Origin of the sequence: Streptomyces sp. NBC_01314, from assembly GCF_041435215.1 — a bacterium.
Classification (GTDB): Bacteria; Actinomycetota; Actinomycetes; order Streptomycetales; family Streptomycetaceae; genus Streptomyces.
The window spans coordinates 502,754-517,909 of sequence record NZ_CP108394.1; the positions used below are offsets into that span (position 1 = coordinate 502,754).

Sequence of the window (15,156 nt, forward strand, 5' to 3'; positions counted from 1 at the left end):
GCGGAGCGGTCGCCGGGGAGAGCGCTCCGCGGCCCGGGAGAGCAGTGGCGCTACGGACTGGCGATGGTCGGGATCAGCCGGAAGATGCGGATGTCGCGTGCGGCACGGCTGGCGTAGTGGTCGTAGACCGGAAGGATGCGCAGGAGTTCCGGGCGGATGGCACCGTGCTGGCTCGCGGGGAGCAGGGCGGCTTCGACGGCGCACTGGTGATCCCGGTGAGTGACGGTGCCCCGGGGATGGTGGAGCAGGTTGGTGCTCCAGGCCGGGTGACGCGGACGGCCGAAGTTGGTTGCGGCGATCAGCCAGCTGCCGTCCGCGTACTTGTGGGCGCACAAGGGAGTGGTGTGCGATCGGCCGGTGCGGTGGCCGGTAGTGGTCAGGAGCACGGTGGGCAGCAGAAGACGGCTCGGCAGCAGCCGGCCGCCGGTGAGGCGATGGGCGGCCGCATCCAGCTGGGGGAGGTGCAGACCGGGGGCCAGTGCGAGGAAGGGGCGCGTGCGGATCGCCCGTGCGACCCACGGGTGGATCATGTCGGATGCTTCCTGTCGTTCGGGACGAGTCGGCAGCACCAGCAGGTGTCGCCCGAGGAGGGCCGGCGGGTGTGACCAGCCGGCTTCTCTGGCTGTTTCATGGTCCTGTCGAATGGTCGGGCTTGTGTGGCGCGGGCGAGGCAGCGGGGTAGACGACGCCGGTCAGCCGCTTCGACAGCCGCCAGAGCCCATCGGCGGCTGCTACAGATGCCGTCGATGGTGCGGCTCGGACGTGTACGGCCGGTCCCGACAGCTCGAGGTATCCACCGGGCCCGAAGAAGTCACTTCCCTGCGCAGCAGGGTCGGTGGACGCTCTCAGCAGGGGCAGGGCGGCCTCGGTGGGACTGTGCCAGCGGCGCTGCAGATGCTCCAGCAGGCGGGCCTCGGTGTGGCGGCCTGCTTCCCGCAGGGCGCGTGAGCCAAGGCTGGTGTGCACGAGACCCGGGTGAGCGGACACGGCCGTCAGCGGTGCTCGGGCAGCGCGGGCCCAGGTGTCCAGGCCGTGTGTGAAGAGCAGGTTGGCGGCTTTGGAGGCGAAGTAGGCGCCCCATCGGTGGTATCGGGCCGGCCGGTGGGGTGTCACAGGATCGAGTCGGCCGAGCCAGTGCAGGACCGAGGAAACCGTGACGACCCGGGGTGCGGGCGCGGCCAGCAGAGCAGGCATCAGGTGGCCGGTGAGGGCGTAGTGACCGAGGTGGTTGACCGCGAAATGCGCCTCGAACCCGCTGGACGTGCAGGTCGGTGGCAGAGCCGCAACGCCCGCGTTGTTGACCAGGAGGTCGACGCGGCCGGCCGTCAGTTCCCCGATACGGCCCGCTGCGGCACGGACGTCATCGAGGTCGGCGAGATCCACCGGCACCGCAGATACGCGCCCCCGGAGGCACAGACTGCGGGCGGCGGACCCGGTTTCATCCGCGCCGCGTGCGACGAGCACCACATGCGCTTCTCGCGCGGCAAGTTGCTCGGCGAGAGCGAGTCCCACACCCGAGCTGGCGCCGGTGACGACTGCTGTCAGACCGGTGAGCAGCGGCACGTCGGGGTACCCCCACCCCGACGGGTGGGTTCCCCTGCGCAGCCAGGGCAGCGGTGCGCGGCAGCGCGGTGAGGCGGGAAGAAACGGCATGACTGGCACCTGGATGACCGGTGGGGGAACGGCGGGCTCCCCGCTCAACGCTCCCGATCGGGCCAGGGACACGGCTTCCTGGGGAAGGGCATGCTTGCGTACCCGGCGCCAGTACCTCCCTCAAGGAGGCGTGCGGCAGGAGTCCGCGCGCACAGCCACCTCGCGCCCGGCGCGCGTACGCGCGTGCCGGAGAGCGTTGCGGCCCGCCGCGATACACCCGGTTCCGGCAGTGCGCTTTCAGGTGAACGGTGACGATCAGCCGTAGCGCGGCAGCAGGAAACCCGTTGGAAAGTCCGGAGAACTGATCAGGCAGCTGGAAGGAATCCCGTGCCACGGCTGGGAGAAGACGCGCCGGTCGGTGCGGACGAGGGCGCCGATGTCCGGGCGGCCTACCGCGCCTGCCGAAGGATTGTGCGCGAGGCGCACTCGGCGGAGTACACGCTCCTGCAACTGATGCCACCCCAGACCCGGTCGGCGTGCTGGGCGCTGTACGCGGCCTTCCACACCGCTGACGGCCTGATCGACACCACTGAGGGGACCCCGGCCCAGCGGTCCGAGCACCTTGCCGCCTGGACGGCGGCCCTGCGCACCGAGGCGGATCACGGACGCAGCCGTGACCCGGTGCGTCGGGCACTCGTGGACACGGTTTGGCGGTGGGGTATCGACCTGGACGACCTTGCGGAGTCGCTGTCCGCCCTTGCCGCGGACGCGGACGGCACCGCCCCGGCGACGTGGCACGAATGGCGTGCACGGGTGAAGTCCCAGAACACCGGCTGGGTGGGACAGTTCCTCCGGCTCCTGGAGCGCTGCGGCGTCCGCGTTCCGGTGGATCTCGGGCAGCTCGCCGCGGTCTCCGGCCTCCTCGACGGCCTGTACCTGACCGACACCCTCGCCGACCTGGCCGACGACGTGAACCGCGGCACCCTGACCCTGCCGACGGAAGTTCTCGACCGCTTCCCCGGTGCCGGCAGTGACCTGGCGGCCCGGCATTTCAGCCCCAGTGTCCAGGCGCTGGTCACCCACCTCCTGCAACGGGCCCGTCAGAGCCTCGCTGAGGGCCATGACGAGCTGCGCCACCATCTGCACCCAGGTGCCGACATCCTGCTCCAGTCCATCGTCGCCTTGTTCCGCGCCCGCCTGGACGTGGCCGAGAAAAGCGGCCCTGCCATCCTGCAACGCCCCTGCGAGCCCGATCGGCTGACGCGATGGCGCATCATGGCCCCCGCGCGTCTGAAGGCGTTCCTGCTGTGGCGCCTGGTCCCGCTCCATACGCCGCCGGCTGCCCGTCCCCAGGCAGGAGTGCCTCAGCAGCGCACACCCGGGTCCCATCAGCCACGGTCCGCCACGGTCACCGTGCCGGCGGTGCCCGTGCCCGCTCATCCCAGCGGGGCGTGCCCACCGGCCATCGACCCCGATCGCCTGCCCCACCATGTGGCGGTCATCATGGACGGCAACGGCCGGTGGGCGACCAGCCGCGGTGTGCCGCGCACGGCGGGCCACACGGCCGGCGTCCGTGCGCTTCGCGACATGGCCATGGGAGCACTGGAGATCGGACTGGCCCACTTGTCCCTCTACACGTTCTCCACCGAGAACTGGAACCGTTCCGCCGACGAGGTCTTTCACATTTTCCGCGTACTCGGCGACGAGCTGGAGGACGGCTGGATCCTGCGGCACGACATCCGGCTGCGCTGGATCGGCGACGGGCAGCGAGTCCCCTGCGACCTGGCCGCCAGGATTCGCGACCAAGAGGCGGCCACCCGTCACCGCACCGGACTGACGCTCAACCTCTGTCTGGACTACGGCGGCCGCGCCGAACTCGCACGGGCGGGCAGCGCCATCGCACGCGCCGCACGAACCGGTGACCTCACCCACGGTGACATGACCGAGCGGGACTTCGCGCGTTACCTCCCCTACCCTGAAATGCCCGACGTCGACCTGCTGTGGCGCACCGGCGGCGAGCAGCGGCTGTCCAACCTCCTGCCCTGGCACGCCAGTTATGCCGAACTGCACTTCACCTCCGAGCTCTGGCCGCAGGTGGACCGCCGCGATCTCTGGCAGGTGGTCAGCGACCACACTCACCGTCACCGCCGCTACGGCGCAGCCCCCTCGCCCGACGCGCCACCCGCCGCCCGCACCGAGACCGCGATCACATAGCAAGAGACACGACGCGGCTGCGCAGGGCCTTCGCGACGCGCCGTCGCCCGTCGTCTCCCGGCCCACGCAGCGGCCCCGGAGTCCGCACCACGACTGCAGCACGCGGCATCCCGAACGAGCGGTGCATGAGGAGGCGACCGCTCCCCCGCGAGGAGACGGTGCGGATCAGACCTCTGTCTCCTTCACACAGCTGCGGACCGTCTGCTCGGGCAGCCGCCGGTGAGAGTGGCCGGCCTTGAGGGACAAGGTGTTGCGTGTACGTCGCTGGAAGGCGAGGAAACCGATCAGGGCGACAGCGGTGAACCACAGGAGCTGGACGGCAAGATAGCGGGGCAGCGCGGTGTCGGAGAACCCAGCGGCGGTGCTGGCCTGCACGGCGCCGTATGAAGGCAAAAAGCGCACGACGCTGCTGTCGGACCCGGAGCTGGTGACGGGGTTCTGCAGACACACGTCGATCACACTGATCATGACGATGGTGAACATGCCCTCGACCTCCCGGCGCAACAGGGAGCCAAGAGCGACCCCGACGGCGCCATAGGTCAAGGCGGCGCAGAACAGCCCTGCAGCCAGGAGAAACGGCTGCCGCGGCGCGCACAAGTACTGCGTGACAGCGGCGGCGTAGATGGCGACGGCGCCCGACGCCAGGACAAGAGCACTGATCTTGGCAAGGACAAGGTGGCCGCGCGAATACCCCGCCATAGCCAGACGACGGTCGAAATGACCGCCGGAGAAAGCGGCCGCGAACATCATGAACCCGATGATGAGCGTGACGGCGTTGAGAGCGCCGGTGATCTCGGTCAGCTGGTTACCGGCGGGCCTCAGAAGCTGCCCGGTGGCCCGCAGACGGAACTCGACCCGCGCACTGGGTACCGACAGGTAAGCAAGGACCGTCCACACGGGGATGTACCCGGCGACCAGCACCATGGCAAACCGGTTATGAAGGTGTCCGATCACCGTATACCGGGTGGCGGTGACCAACAGCCGGCCATGCCGCCTCATGCCGACACCCTTGGCTGCTGGTGCAGCAGGCCGCCGTCCAGCCGCCACAGCTCGTCCAAGCTCTCGGTGTCGTAGGCGAGGTGGGAGACCACCAGGACGGAGCGTCCGCTCTCCCGCAGGAACGCGGCCAGGTCCCAGAAGCGTTGGTAGGTGTCCCAGTCGAAGCCCTGGTAGGGCTCGTCCAGAAGCAGCACCTGCGGGTCGTGCATCAGCGCCAGCGTGAGATTCAGTTTCTGCCGGGTGCCGCCGCTGAGGGTGCCGGCGAGCTCGTCGGCGTACTCGTGAAAGTGGAGCCTCTCCATCACTTCCTCGGCCCTGCGCAGATCCTTGAGGCCATAGGCAGTCTCGAAGAACCGCAGGTGCTGACGGACTGTGAGGGCATCGTTGAGGACGGCTGCCTGGGGGCAGTACCCGAACCTGCCGCTGTGGCGGATCGTGCCCCTCACGGGCCGCAGCTCTCCTGAGAGAATCTTCAACAGGGTGGTCTTGCCCGCCCCGTTCTCCCCGACGATGCCGGCCAGCACACCAGAACGCAGCTGCAGACTCACACCGCGCAGCACCACCCGCCGACGGTAGGCGTGGTGCACACCGCAGACTTCCATCACAGCCCCTTCGAACCTCTAGCCGATCTTCATGCCTAACGACCTTCCTGGAGGCGGGGTACGGCATCGGTGAGAGGTCAGCGGCGAGCATCCGCGCCTCACCGGCGCCCGGTCGGGGCAGACCGGACCGACAATGCACGCGCTTATGCCGACGCCGAGGCCGATGAGCCCGTACGTGACGATGGGGGGAGCAGGCGACCTGGCGCTCCTGCCTCGCGTTGGCGGGGTGCGCCGCTCCTGATGGCAGCCGCGGTCGCCGTCTGCGCCACCGCGTGTATGAACCTGTTCTGGCGGACTGTTCAGCCCGCCGTGTTCGCCGCTGGGATGTTCACCGGCACCCTGATCTACGGCCGCATCGGCATCGTGTCAGCGGCCGTGGTGCGCAGCGAGCTGACCGGAGAGTTCCTGACCATCCTGATTCGAAAACCGCTCCGGTGTCCTGAAAGCTGGGCTCGCAGCATCCACGTGACCAGCCCTGTCCGGCCTCGTTGAGGGAGGGGGTGCTCATCCATCCACGCCGGAAAGATCGTCATGGCAGGAGCTTCGGGATGACCAAGCGGTCCGCAGAAGCGGCAAAAGACGGAATGACGGCGGAGGCGACAAACGTGACAGGGAGCTGCAGCTTCCTCGCCCCCACCCCCGCCGATCTCATCCTGCGGGACGTCGAACGGCACGCAGAGCACCCGGACGCGCTGTCCAACACCGGAGTGATGCTGCACCTGACCGGTGCCGTGCCCGACCTGGCCGAGCTGCGCCAGCACGTCGCCGCGCGGCTGGCAGACCTTCCCTGTCTGACGCACGTCCTGGACAGGAGCGGGCCGACGCCACGATGGAAGTCCGCCGCCCCGGAAATGGACCACCACGTCAAGGCACGGCACGTCGACGCGGGACCGGAACCTCTCGACGCCGCAATGCGGCGCCTCCTACGGGAACCTTGGCCCGAAGCAGTTCCCACCTGGCGTCTGATCCTGCTCCACGGGCATGTCCCCGACGGATTCGTCCTGTTGTACCTCACCCATCACGCACTGCAGGACGGCGGCAGCATCCTCGCGGTGCTCGAGGCCCTGTTCGGGCCGCCGATGGGCTCCGAGCAGTCCACAGCGGTGGCGCGAGGAGTCCCCCATGCACACCGGCTTCGGCCGGGCCAGGTCCTGCGAAGCACCATGATGCTGCTGCGGCGCGCCGGCAAACACCACCGGTGGAGTTCACCGGCACACCCGCTGTCCAGTCGCCGCCACCTCATGTTGACCCACGCACCCGCGGCGTGGCTGCGGACAACGGCACGCGCCGGCGACGCCAGTACCAACGACGTCAACCTCACGGCCCTAGCCGACGCGGTCGCGGAGTGGGCGCGAGCCGCATGGCCCCGCGCTGCCGACCTCCCCATCCCCGTCATGGTCCCCATCAACCTCCGCACAGCCGAAGAAGTGACGGCCCCCGGCAATCGCCTGTTCCTGGCCCGCATCGACCTCCCAGGCGGCACCATGCCACCCCTCCAACGACTGGCACACACACGCACGCTCACCCACCAACTGAAGTCGACGGAGCACAAGGCAGTACTCCGCGCGATGCTCACTCGGCTCCCGATGTGGCCGTTTCAGCGTCTGGTGGCACTGATGACCGCCCCTGGCCGGCTCACGCTCGGCGCCTCCTACGTCGTCGTGCGTCACCGCCTGCGCTACGGCGACGCGGAGGTGAACCGCCTCGATCCCTTGGTCGTTTGCCCGCCAGGCGCGCCCATGACGGTTGCCGTGCTCGTCTACGGAAACGAGGCGAGTGCGTGTTTCCGCATCGACGAAGCTCTCCCAGGAGCAGAAAGCCTCCCCGCACGCTGGCTGCAGGCCCTCGAAGACATGGCCACCGCGGCCCAGCCGGCGGACTGACGCTCCGGCCTCTGCCGTACGGGAGATGGTCCACGGCGCGCAGCACATCATCTGGCGCCGCATCCACGCACGGCATCCTCCCGGTCCCTGACCCCGAACCTGGCCTTCGAACGGTTCAGCTGTCCAGAGTCAGCCTCCAGTTGGTCCCGGACCGGCCGATGTCCCGGTCGAGAAGCGCGGTCAGGGTCGTGCCGCCACGGTCGGGCGCTCGAAGCTGATGTACAGAGCTGGTGTTGATGTCCGCTAGTGGTGCCATCGGTGCTGCGACTGCTGGAGACGCGGGGGAAGAAATTCCGCGAGGAGGTCGCGCGGCTGCGCAAGGAGGCCGAGCGGGTGCAGGCGGCGCCGGCCGCGGCGGAGAGCGCGCTGGCGCGGTGGGCCGGGACGTGGGCGACGGAGGCCCGAGGTGCTGGCCGGGACTCCCGCGCCGGCCACCAAAGATCGACAAGCAGCCTTACTGGGAAGGCGCGTATCGGGCGTGAGACCCCGGCGTCGTGGACCGGCCCTCGACTGCCGCCTAGCGAAGTTCGCCGTCCCACTGCGCGTCCACGTCCGCAGGGCCCTATGCTCTTGGGGACCGACGGTAAAGACGAGCTGGGAGGGGCATGCCTGGTGAGTCCAGCAGGGCGGGGAACGTCAGTGTTGAAGTCGGGGGTCAAGCGGCTCATGGGACGTGCGGGATTCGACATCGTGCGTGCCAACAACAACCGAGGTGGAGTGGACGACTTCATCCCGTTCGAGGCAACGATGCAGGCTGCACGGGCGGCCGGTCTGTCGGTCGGTGACTACATCGACGAGGTCATGAACGGGACGCCTGGCGCCACCCAGTTCACCATCGATGAACTACGCGCTCTCGGCGTCTTCGCTGCCAACCCGGACACGGTGCTGGAGATCGGGCCCGGGTCCGGACGGTACCTGGAGAAGACGCTGAAGGAGTGTTCACCAGGCCGCTACGAGATCTACGAGACGGCGGCGCCATGGTCCGACTACCTAGTGGACACATTCGGCGTGGTCGCCCAACCGACCGCAGGATGCAGTCTCGCCTCGACACCCGATGGCAGCATCGACCTCCTTCAGGCCCACAAGGTCTTCAACACCGTGACCTTCCTCTACGCCTCCCGCTACTTCTTCGAGATGGCACGTGTCATGCGACCTGGTGGCCGGATCGTCTTCGACGTAATGACAGAGACCTGCCTGGACCCGGCCACGGTGCGTGCCTGGGCGACGCAGGGTGGTGCGGGACACGGTTCCTACCCAGCCGCCATGCCTCGCCGGACATGCGTGGACCTCTTCGCGACCCTCGGTTGCAGCCTGGAGGGCAGCTTCCTGGCCCCCATGGGCGTCGCCTCCACTGAGGTGCTTGTCTTCGGAAAGAGGGCTTGACCCTTGGCTTGACTCTGTCGGGGATCTTGGAGTTTCCCGGTGCGGCAGCATGGTCAACGGGCATGCTCGGGTGGTTCCGATGGCCGATGCAGCTGTTGAGATGCCCGTTGTCCCTCCGTCCACGTTCCGGTGAGCAGGTCCCGCCTCTGACTGCGCAGCTCACGCGGGCGAGCAACCCGGGTGGCACGACGGCGATATGAGTGAGAGACCGCCTCAACGGGCTGTGGCACGACGAGGACTTCGCCGACTGGTACCCGCGTGACGGGCGTCCAGGTCTCTCGCCTGCGCAACTGGCTACCGTCTGTGTGCTGCAGTTCCTGCTCGGTCTGTCGGACCGGCAGGCCGCTGAGGCGGTCCGCTGCCGTATCGACTTCAAGTACGCGATGGCCATGGAGCTGGATGACCCCGGGTTCCACCACAGCGTGCTGGCCGATTTCCGCGATCGTCTCGCCGAAGGCGACCGTGCTGACCGCCTCCTCGACCTCGCGCTGGCCCGCCTCAAGGAGGCCGGCCTGGTGCACGAGCGCACAACCCAGCGCACCGACTCCACCCATGTCCTGGCCGCGGTGCGTGACCCGACCCGCCTGGAGCTGATCACCGAGGCGGTCCGCGCCGCACCGGAAGAAGTCGCCGGCACCTCCCCTCACCTGCTGGACGAGCTGGTCGATGAGGACTGGGGGCGCCGCTGCGGCCGACCGGTCCGCCTGGGCAAGAACCCCACCAAGCCCAGGACCAGGATCCTTGCCACCGGAAACGACGCCGTCCGGCTCCTGGAATACCTCTACCGGCACGGAGCAGACTGCACATCCGGCCCTCGTATCCAGGCCCTGCGCCAGATCATGGTGCAGAACTACCACCGTGACGCCGCAGGACACCTGCGCCGGCGCACCGCCGAGAAGGAAGGCGGGCCCGGGCTGCCGCCCTCGTCCCGGGCGGTCGTCTCTCCCTACGACACCTCGGCCCGCTACGCACGGCACGGACACATCATCAGCTGGAAGGGGTTCTCCGCTCACCTGACCGAGACCTGTGCTCCCGACGGCCCCAACGTGATCACGGACGTGGCCAACACCGCGGCCCCCACCCACGACAGCCAGGTCCTGCCCGGCATCCACACCCGCCTGTCACGCCGCGGACTGCTGCCCGCCGAGCACCTGGTCGACGCCGGCTGCACCTCCCTGCCCCACCTGGAACAAGCCAGCCTTGAACACCAGGTCACCGTCTCCGGACCACTGCGGAGCAACCCCACCCGGCAACACCGCCGGGACGAGGGCTTCGCCCGGGACGACTTCCACATCGACTACGACCGCCAGCAGGTCACCTGCCCCCAGGGCCAGGTCAGCCAGGGCTGGCACGGCCCGCACCCAGTGCACCACCTCCCGCGAAAGCACCCGCACCGTGGGCTTTCCCCCACGAGAACTCCGCGACCTGCAACTTCGCGTCCGCGCCGAGCAACAGACACCCGAGTGGAAGACCTGCTACGCGGTCCGCTCCGGAGTGGAGGGCACGGTCAACGAGTTCGCCCACGGATACGGCATGCGGCGCTGCCGCTACCGCTACCGCGGACAGGGAAAGGCCCACATCCAGCACGTCCTGACGGCCATCGCCGTCAACATCGAGCGCCTCAGCGGACTGCCTCCAACCGAACAAGCCCCACGCCCCGCCGACCGACTGCCTTCCAGAGCTACCTCGACCAGCGCGAGATACCCCGGCCGAAGTCCTGGCGAACCCTGGGCAGCTGACCTCGACGGCCCAAGATCCCCGACAGAGTCAAGCTAGTGCGCCCGGGCCTCAGGAGTGCGCAAGGAGTCCGCGTTCCAGGGCGACGACGACGGCGCGAGTGCGGTCGCTGACGTCGAGTTTCGCGAAGACCCGCAGCAGATGCGTCTTCACCGTGGCCTCCCCGATGACCAGGCGGCGGCCGATCTCGGCGTTGGACAGGCCGTCGGCGACGGCGTGCAGCACGTCCCGCTCGCGGGCGGTGAGCGCGACCGGCTCGGGGCGGCGCATCCGGGCCACCAGGCGCTCCGCGACCTTGGGCGCGAGGACCGTCTCACCGCGCGCCGCCGAGCGGATGGCGTCGGCGAGCTGCTCGCGGGTGGTGTCCTTGAGGAGGTAGCCGATGGCGCCGGCCTCCACGGCTCGTTCGATCTCGACGTCTGTGTCGTACGTGGTGAGGATCAGCACCCGGGTGGCCACCGGCAGGGCGACGATCTCGGTGGTGGCGGCCACGCCGTCGAGTACCGGCATGCGCAGGTCGAGGAGGGCCACATCGGGGGCGAGCCGCTCGACGAGGTCGACGCCCTCGCGGCCGTCGCTCCCTTCGCCGACGATCTCTATCGTGGGCTCGTCGGCCAGCAGGGCGATGACTCCGGCGCGCATCACGGCGTGGTCGTCGACCACGACCACGCGGATCCGGTCGTACGCGGTGTCGGTCATGGTCAGTCCTGACTGTGCGTGGGAAGGCTGGCGAGGACACGGGTGCCGTCCCCGAGGGAGCTGGTGACGGCGAGTTCGCCGTCGAGTTCGGCCAGCCGTCGGCGCATGCCGTCGAGGCCGAAACCATGGGACTCCTCGACGACGAAGCCGCAGCCGTCGTCGGTGATCTCCAGCTCGACACCGCCCGGGAGTTCGGTGAGTACGACGCCGACGGTGGAGGCGCCCGAGTGTTTGCGCACGTTGGCAAGGGACTCCTGTGTGCAGCGCAACAGGGCGACGCGGGTGCGCTGGTCCAGGTCGATGTCGGGCAGTTCGGCGGTGACGGTGAGGCCGGTGTCCTGGACGAAACGGTCCAGGGTTCTGCGCAGGGTGGTGGCCAGCGAGCCGGGTGCGACGCCGCTCTCGGGGGTGGAGCCGACGAGCACCCGGGCCTCGGCCAGGTTCTCGCGCGCGGTCTGCTCGATGGAGGTGAGCTGCTCGGCGCAGCGTACGGGGTCGGTGAAGGTGGCGGCGCGGGCGGCCTCCGCGAGCACCACGATGGAGGCGAAGCCCTGGGCGAGCGTGTCGTGGATCTCCCGGGCGAGCCGTTCGCGCTCCTCGGCCGCGCCCTGCCGCTGGTGTGCGGCGGCCAGCTCCTCCTGGGTGACGACGAGTTCCGCGGTCAGTCGCTCCTGGCGCTCGTTGCTCTGGCCGACGAAGCGGTGCAGCCACAGCCCTAGCCCCACCCCGGCGGCGTAGGCGACCACGGTGAACACGACGTTCCCGGTGAGGAACTGGGGGCTCCAGCCCTGGCCGACCGTGCTGCCGAACACGGTGAGGGCCGCGGCAGCCCCGCTGAGTGTGATCGCGTCCCGCGGGGCGCGGGTGAAGAGCCAGAACTGCGGCAGGGACACCACGTAGAAGGCGGCCCCGCCGTCCAGGAGGTAGGCCGTCGCGCCCAGGACGAGCGCGAGGACGGCGAGGTAGGTACGGGGACGCAGGACGGGGTTGTCCGGTCGGGTGAGAACGACGGTGTGGCACAGCGCGATCAGGGCGAGCAGGCCGAGCAGCCGGTACCTCCGGGTCGGCGACGCGTCGAGCACGGCGACGGCCGGGGGCAGCAGACCGAACAGGATCCAGCCTGCTGAGTTCCAGCGGCGGATACGGTCCTGGGTGAGCCGGTCACCCGGCTGCTGCTGCCACTGACTCACGCTGATTCACCTCGTTCGTAAGGGAGTTGAGGGGCCGGCGGTCGAGTCGATCAGCCTACCGATTCCAGGGGGCGGGGGGCCTGTTCGGTGGTGCGGTGGGCATGGCGCACTCCGCGGGAGGGCCACCAGTTGGCCTCGCCGAGCAGGAGCATGAGGGACGGCAGGACCAGCATGCGGATGACGAAGGCATCCAGGAGGACGGCGACCGCGAGGCTGAAGCCGATCTGCTTCATCTCGATCAGGTGCAGGGCCGCGAAGCTGGCGAAGACCGTGACCATGACCGCGGCGGCGCTGGTCACCACGCCCGCCGAGCTGCCGATGCCGTCGATCACGGCCTTGCGGGTCGGAACTCCGCGCAGGGCGGCCTCCCGGATCCGGCTGATCACGAAGACCTGGTAGTCCATCGACAGGCCGAACAGGATCACGAAGAGGAACAGCGGGACGCGGGAGCCGATCGAACCGGTGGAGGTGAAGTCGACGAGGCCTTCGGCCCAGGTGTGCTGGAAGACCATGACGAGGATGCCGAGCGAGGCGGCGGCGGAGAGGAGGTTGAGGACGATGCCGACCAGACCGAGGACCAGGGAGCGGAACGCCCAGACGGTCATGGCGAAGGTCACCAGGAGCAGCGCCCCGATGATGAGCGGCAGCTTCTGTTCCTGGTGGGTCGGGTAGTCGGTGTAGCGGGCCACGTCACCGGTCACCGCGGTCTCGGCACCCTTCACCTGGCCGACGGTCTCCGGGAGGTACGTGTCGCGGATGTCCTTGAGTGAGGACTGGGCCTTGTCGCTGCTGACGTAGTGCGGGACCTGTAGCTGGAGCATGCTGATCCGTTTGTCGGGCGACGTGGTCAGCTGGGAGGTGCCGCTCAGGCGCGGGTCGTCCTTGACGTCGGCGGCGAGTTCGCGCAGGGCGGCGGTCACCTCGGGCGAGCGGTCGGCTTCGGCGCGGACGACGACCTGGTGCATGGACTTCAGTTCCGGGTAGGCCGCGTTCAGCCGGTCGTAGACCTGCATGGCGACGATGGAGCGGGAGTGTGTCTCGCGGCCCATGTCGGTGAGCTTGAGGCCGAGGACCGGGGCGGCGAGGGCGAGCAGTCCGACGACGGTGACGGTGAGGGTGGCGATGGGGTGTTTGGAGACGGGGCGCAGCACCGCGGCGGTCAGGCGGCCGGGGCCGGTCTTGTGCGTCTTCTGCTTCTTCGGCGCGAGCCCGCGGGCCGCCCGGCGCTCGGCACGGCGCTCGGCGCGCATGCCCAGTTTGGCCAGGAGGGCGGGCAGCACGGTCAGGGAACTGACGACGGCGACGAGGGTGACGAGGATCGCGCCGGTGGCGATGGACGAGAAGATGACGTCGTCGGCGAGGTAGAGGGTGGCGCTGGAGACGGCGACCGCGAGGCCGGAGACGACAACGGCCCGGCCGGACGTGGCGGCCGCGAGTTCGACGACGGCCTGCGGGCTGAGCCTGCCGCCGGCGCGGGCTCGTTCCTCACGTTCGCGCTTGAGGTAGAAGAGCGTGTAGTCGACGCCGACCGCGAGGCCGATGAGCAGGATGACGTTGGTGCTGATGCCATTGTCGGGGAAGACGTGCGAGGCCACCATCGTCAGGCCGACGGCCGCGGCGATCGAGGACAGGGCGAGCAGCAGCGGTACGAGGGCCATCGCCACAGAACTGAAGACCAGCAGCAGGGTGATGAGGGTGACCGGCAGGGCGATCATCTCGGTGCGCGCGAGGTCGTCGCCGCGCAGCTTGTCGACGCCCTTGCTGATGGAAGGCGATCCGGTCTCCTCGACGCTCAGCCCGGGGTTGGCCTTCTGTACGGCCGCGGTCTGCTCGAGCAGCGGGTCGACGTGTTCCTTGCCCTCCAGCTCCGGGCCCTTCATGGTGACGGTGACCCGCACCGCCGTGTTGCCCGCGCCGCGCACCGGGTCGGTGACGGAGAGCACCTCGGGCAGCTTGGCCATCCGGGCGGCGACGTCGGCGGCGGCCAAGTCGGCCGCGGCGATGTCGAGCTTTCCTGTGCTCGGCTTCGCGGTGATCAGGACGTGTTCGACGGAGCGCTGCTGTAACCCGCCCTCCGCGGCGATCGCCTCGCCGCGTCCCGCCTCTCCGATGCGGAAGTCCTCGGTGGTCGCTGCGTTGGTGCCGACGGAGATGCCGATACCGAGGCACAGGACGACGAACACGAACCAGCCGACGATGCCCCGCCAGGGGCGGGCGGCGCTCCAACGAGCCATGCGTACGGGAAGATTCTTCATGTCGTCCATGCTCTTCGCCGGGGGTGCGGTGCCGACAGCAGCGACCGGTTGAACTTGAGGTCCACCGACTGGTGGACCCCCGACCGGCTCAATGGAAGCTGAGGATGTGGAAGACCGTCACGTTTGTCTGGGCAGGTGACGTCTGCCGGGGAGTCATGTGAACGACGCGGCTCCTTTGCCCTGGTCTTTCATCATCTGATGGAGGCTGGTGCGGGCGGCGGTGAGCTCGTCTTCGAGCTCGGTCACCCGGCGTGCGAGGCCGTCGGCCTCGGCGGTCTCGGTGCCGAGGAGTGCTTCCAACCCGGCTTTGTCCTGGTTGAGTTCATGGACCCGGATGGTGAGATCGGCGGTGCCGATCTGGTCGAGCCGCTGGCCGAGGTGGAGGCGCGCGTTGTGCTGGAGCCGGTCGCGTTCGGTGCGGAGTTTGCGGATCTCCTCGCGGGCCAGTTCGAGATCGAGCGGAGGCTGGTCGTGCCGGCCGGGTTGTCCCGCTTGGAGTGGCGGGGTGCGGCCTGTCCGCTGATGGCGGCCTCAACGTGTTCGCGCACGCCGTCGGCATAGGTAAGCCACGAAGAGACGCCGACGGGTGCGAGCGACGGCT

Annotated in this window: 13 protein-coding genes and 1 pseudogene; 7 read left to right on the forward strand and 7 right to left on the reverse strand. The window is 69.1% G+C overall.

Annotation, left to right across the window (positions count from 1 at the left end):
• Positions 1-50: 50 nt before the first annotated feature.
• A complete protein-coding gene (locus tag OG622_RS02300; protein WP_371572784.1) occupies positions 51-530 on the reverse strand; it encodes a nitroreductase family deazaflavin-dependent oxidoreductase in 480 nt (159 codons plus the stop codon).
• 97 nt (positions 531-627) lie between these two features.
• Entirely contained in the window at positions 628-1,653 is a 1,026-nt protein-coding gene (locus tag OG622_RS02305) for an SDR family NAD(P)-dependent oxidoreductase (protein ID WP_371572786.1), read from the reverse strand.
• A gap of 327 nt (positions 1,654-1,980) precedes the next feature.
• On the opposite strand from OG622_RS02305, the gene uppS reads away from it, so the two are divergent.
• Entirely contained in the window at positions 1,981-3,807 is a 1,827-nt protein-coding gene (gene uppS, locus OG622_RS02310; RefSeq protein WP_371572787.1) for a polyprenyl diphosphate synthase, read from the forward strand.
• A gap of 165 nt (positions 3,808-3,972) precedes the next feature.
• On the opposite strand, the gene OG622_RS02315 is transcribed toward uppS, so the two are convergent.
• Positions 3,973-4,806, reverse strand: a complete 834-nt coding sequence (locus tag OG622_RS02315; protein WP_371572789.1) for an ABC transporter permease — start codon at positions 4,804-4,806, stop codon at positions 3,973-3,975.
• A complete protein-coding gene (locus OG622_RS02320) occupies positions 4,803-5,408 on the reverse strand; it encodes an ABC transporter ATP-binding protein (protein WP_371572791.1) in 606 nt (201 codons plus the stop codon). Before OG622_RS02320 ends, OG622_RS02315 begins: the two co-directional genes overlap by 4 nt.
• A gap of 240 nt (positions 5,409-5,648) precedes the next feature.
• On the opposite strand from OG622_RS02320, the gene OG622_RS02325 reads away from it, so the two are divergent.
• From OG622_RS02325 to OG622_RS02345, 5 genes and pseudogenes are all read left to right on the forward strand, one after another.
• A complete protein-coding gene (locus OG622_RS02325; protein ID WP_371572793.1) occupies positions 5,649-5,900 on the forward strand; it encodes a hypothetical protein in 252 nt (83 codons plus the stop codon).
• 113 nt (positions 5,901-6,013) lie between these two features.
• Positions 6,014-7,291, forward strand: a complete 1,278-nt coding sequence (locus OG622_RS02330; RefSeq protein WP_371572795.1) for a hypothetical protein — start codon at positions 6,014-6,016, stop codon at positions 7,289-7,291.
• A gap of 666 nt (positions 7,292-7,957) precedes the next feature.
• On the forward strand, positions 7,958-8,674 hold the full coding sequence (locus tag OG622_RS02335) for a methyltransferase domain-containing protein (RefSeq protein ID WP_371583985.1): 717 nt from the start codon (positions 7,958-7,960) through the stop codon (positions 8,672-8,674).
• A gap of 305 nt (positions 8,675-8,979) precedes the next feature.
• Positions 8,980-9,093, forward strand: a pseudogene (locus OG622_RS02340) (transposase); the annotation flags it as partial.
• A 976-nt stretch (positions 9,094-10,069) separates the two neighbouring features.
• The gene (locus OG622_RS02345) at positions 10,070-10,450 is read left to right on the forward strand and encodes a transposase (RefSeq protein ID WP_371583986.1); all 381 of its coding nucleotides are present in this window, start codon (positions 10,070-10,072) and stop codon (positions 10,448-10,450) included.
• Between the two features lie 12 nt (positions 10,451-10,462).
• Here the strand turns inward: OG622_RS02345 and OG622_RS02350 are convergent, their stop codons facing one another.
• From OG622_RS02350 to OG622_RS02360, 3 genes are read right to left on the reverse strand one after another with little or no spacing between them, the layout of a single operon-like run.
• Positions 10,463-11,110, reverse strand: coding sequence for a response regulator (locus OG622_RS02350; protein WP_371572796.1), 648 nt, complete (start codon positions 11,108-11,110; stop codon positions 10,463-10,465).
• Positions 11,111-11,112: 2 nt separating this feature from the next.
• The gene (locus tag OG622_RS02355; RefSeq protein ID WP_371572798.1) at positions 11,113-12,300 is read right to left on the reverse strand and encodes a sensor histidine kinase; all 1,188 of its coding nucleotides are present in this window, start codon (positions 12,298-12,300) and stop codon (positions 11,113-11,115) included.
• 50 nt (positions 12,301-12,350) lie between these two features.
• A complete protein-coding gene (locus tag OG622_RS02360) occupies positions 12,351-14,555 on the reverse strand; it encodes an MMPL family transporter (RefSeq protein WP_371572800.1) in 2,205 nt (734 codons plus the stop codon).
• A gap of 198 nt (positions 14,556-14,753) precedes the next feature.
• Here OG622_RS02360 and OG622_RS02365 point away from each other — a divergent pair, with 198 nt between their 5' ends.
• On the forward strand, positions 14,754-15,116 hold the full coding sequence (locus OG622_RS02365) for a hypothetical protein (RefSeq protein WP_371572802.1): 363 nt from the start codon (positions 14,754-14,756) through the stop codon (positions 15,114-15,116).
• The last annotated feature ends 40 nt before the right edge of the window (positions 15,117-15,156 follow it).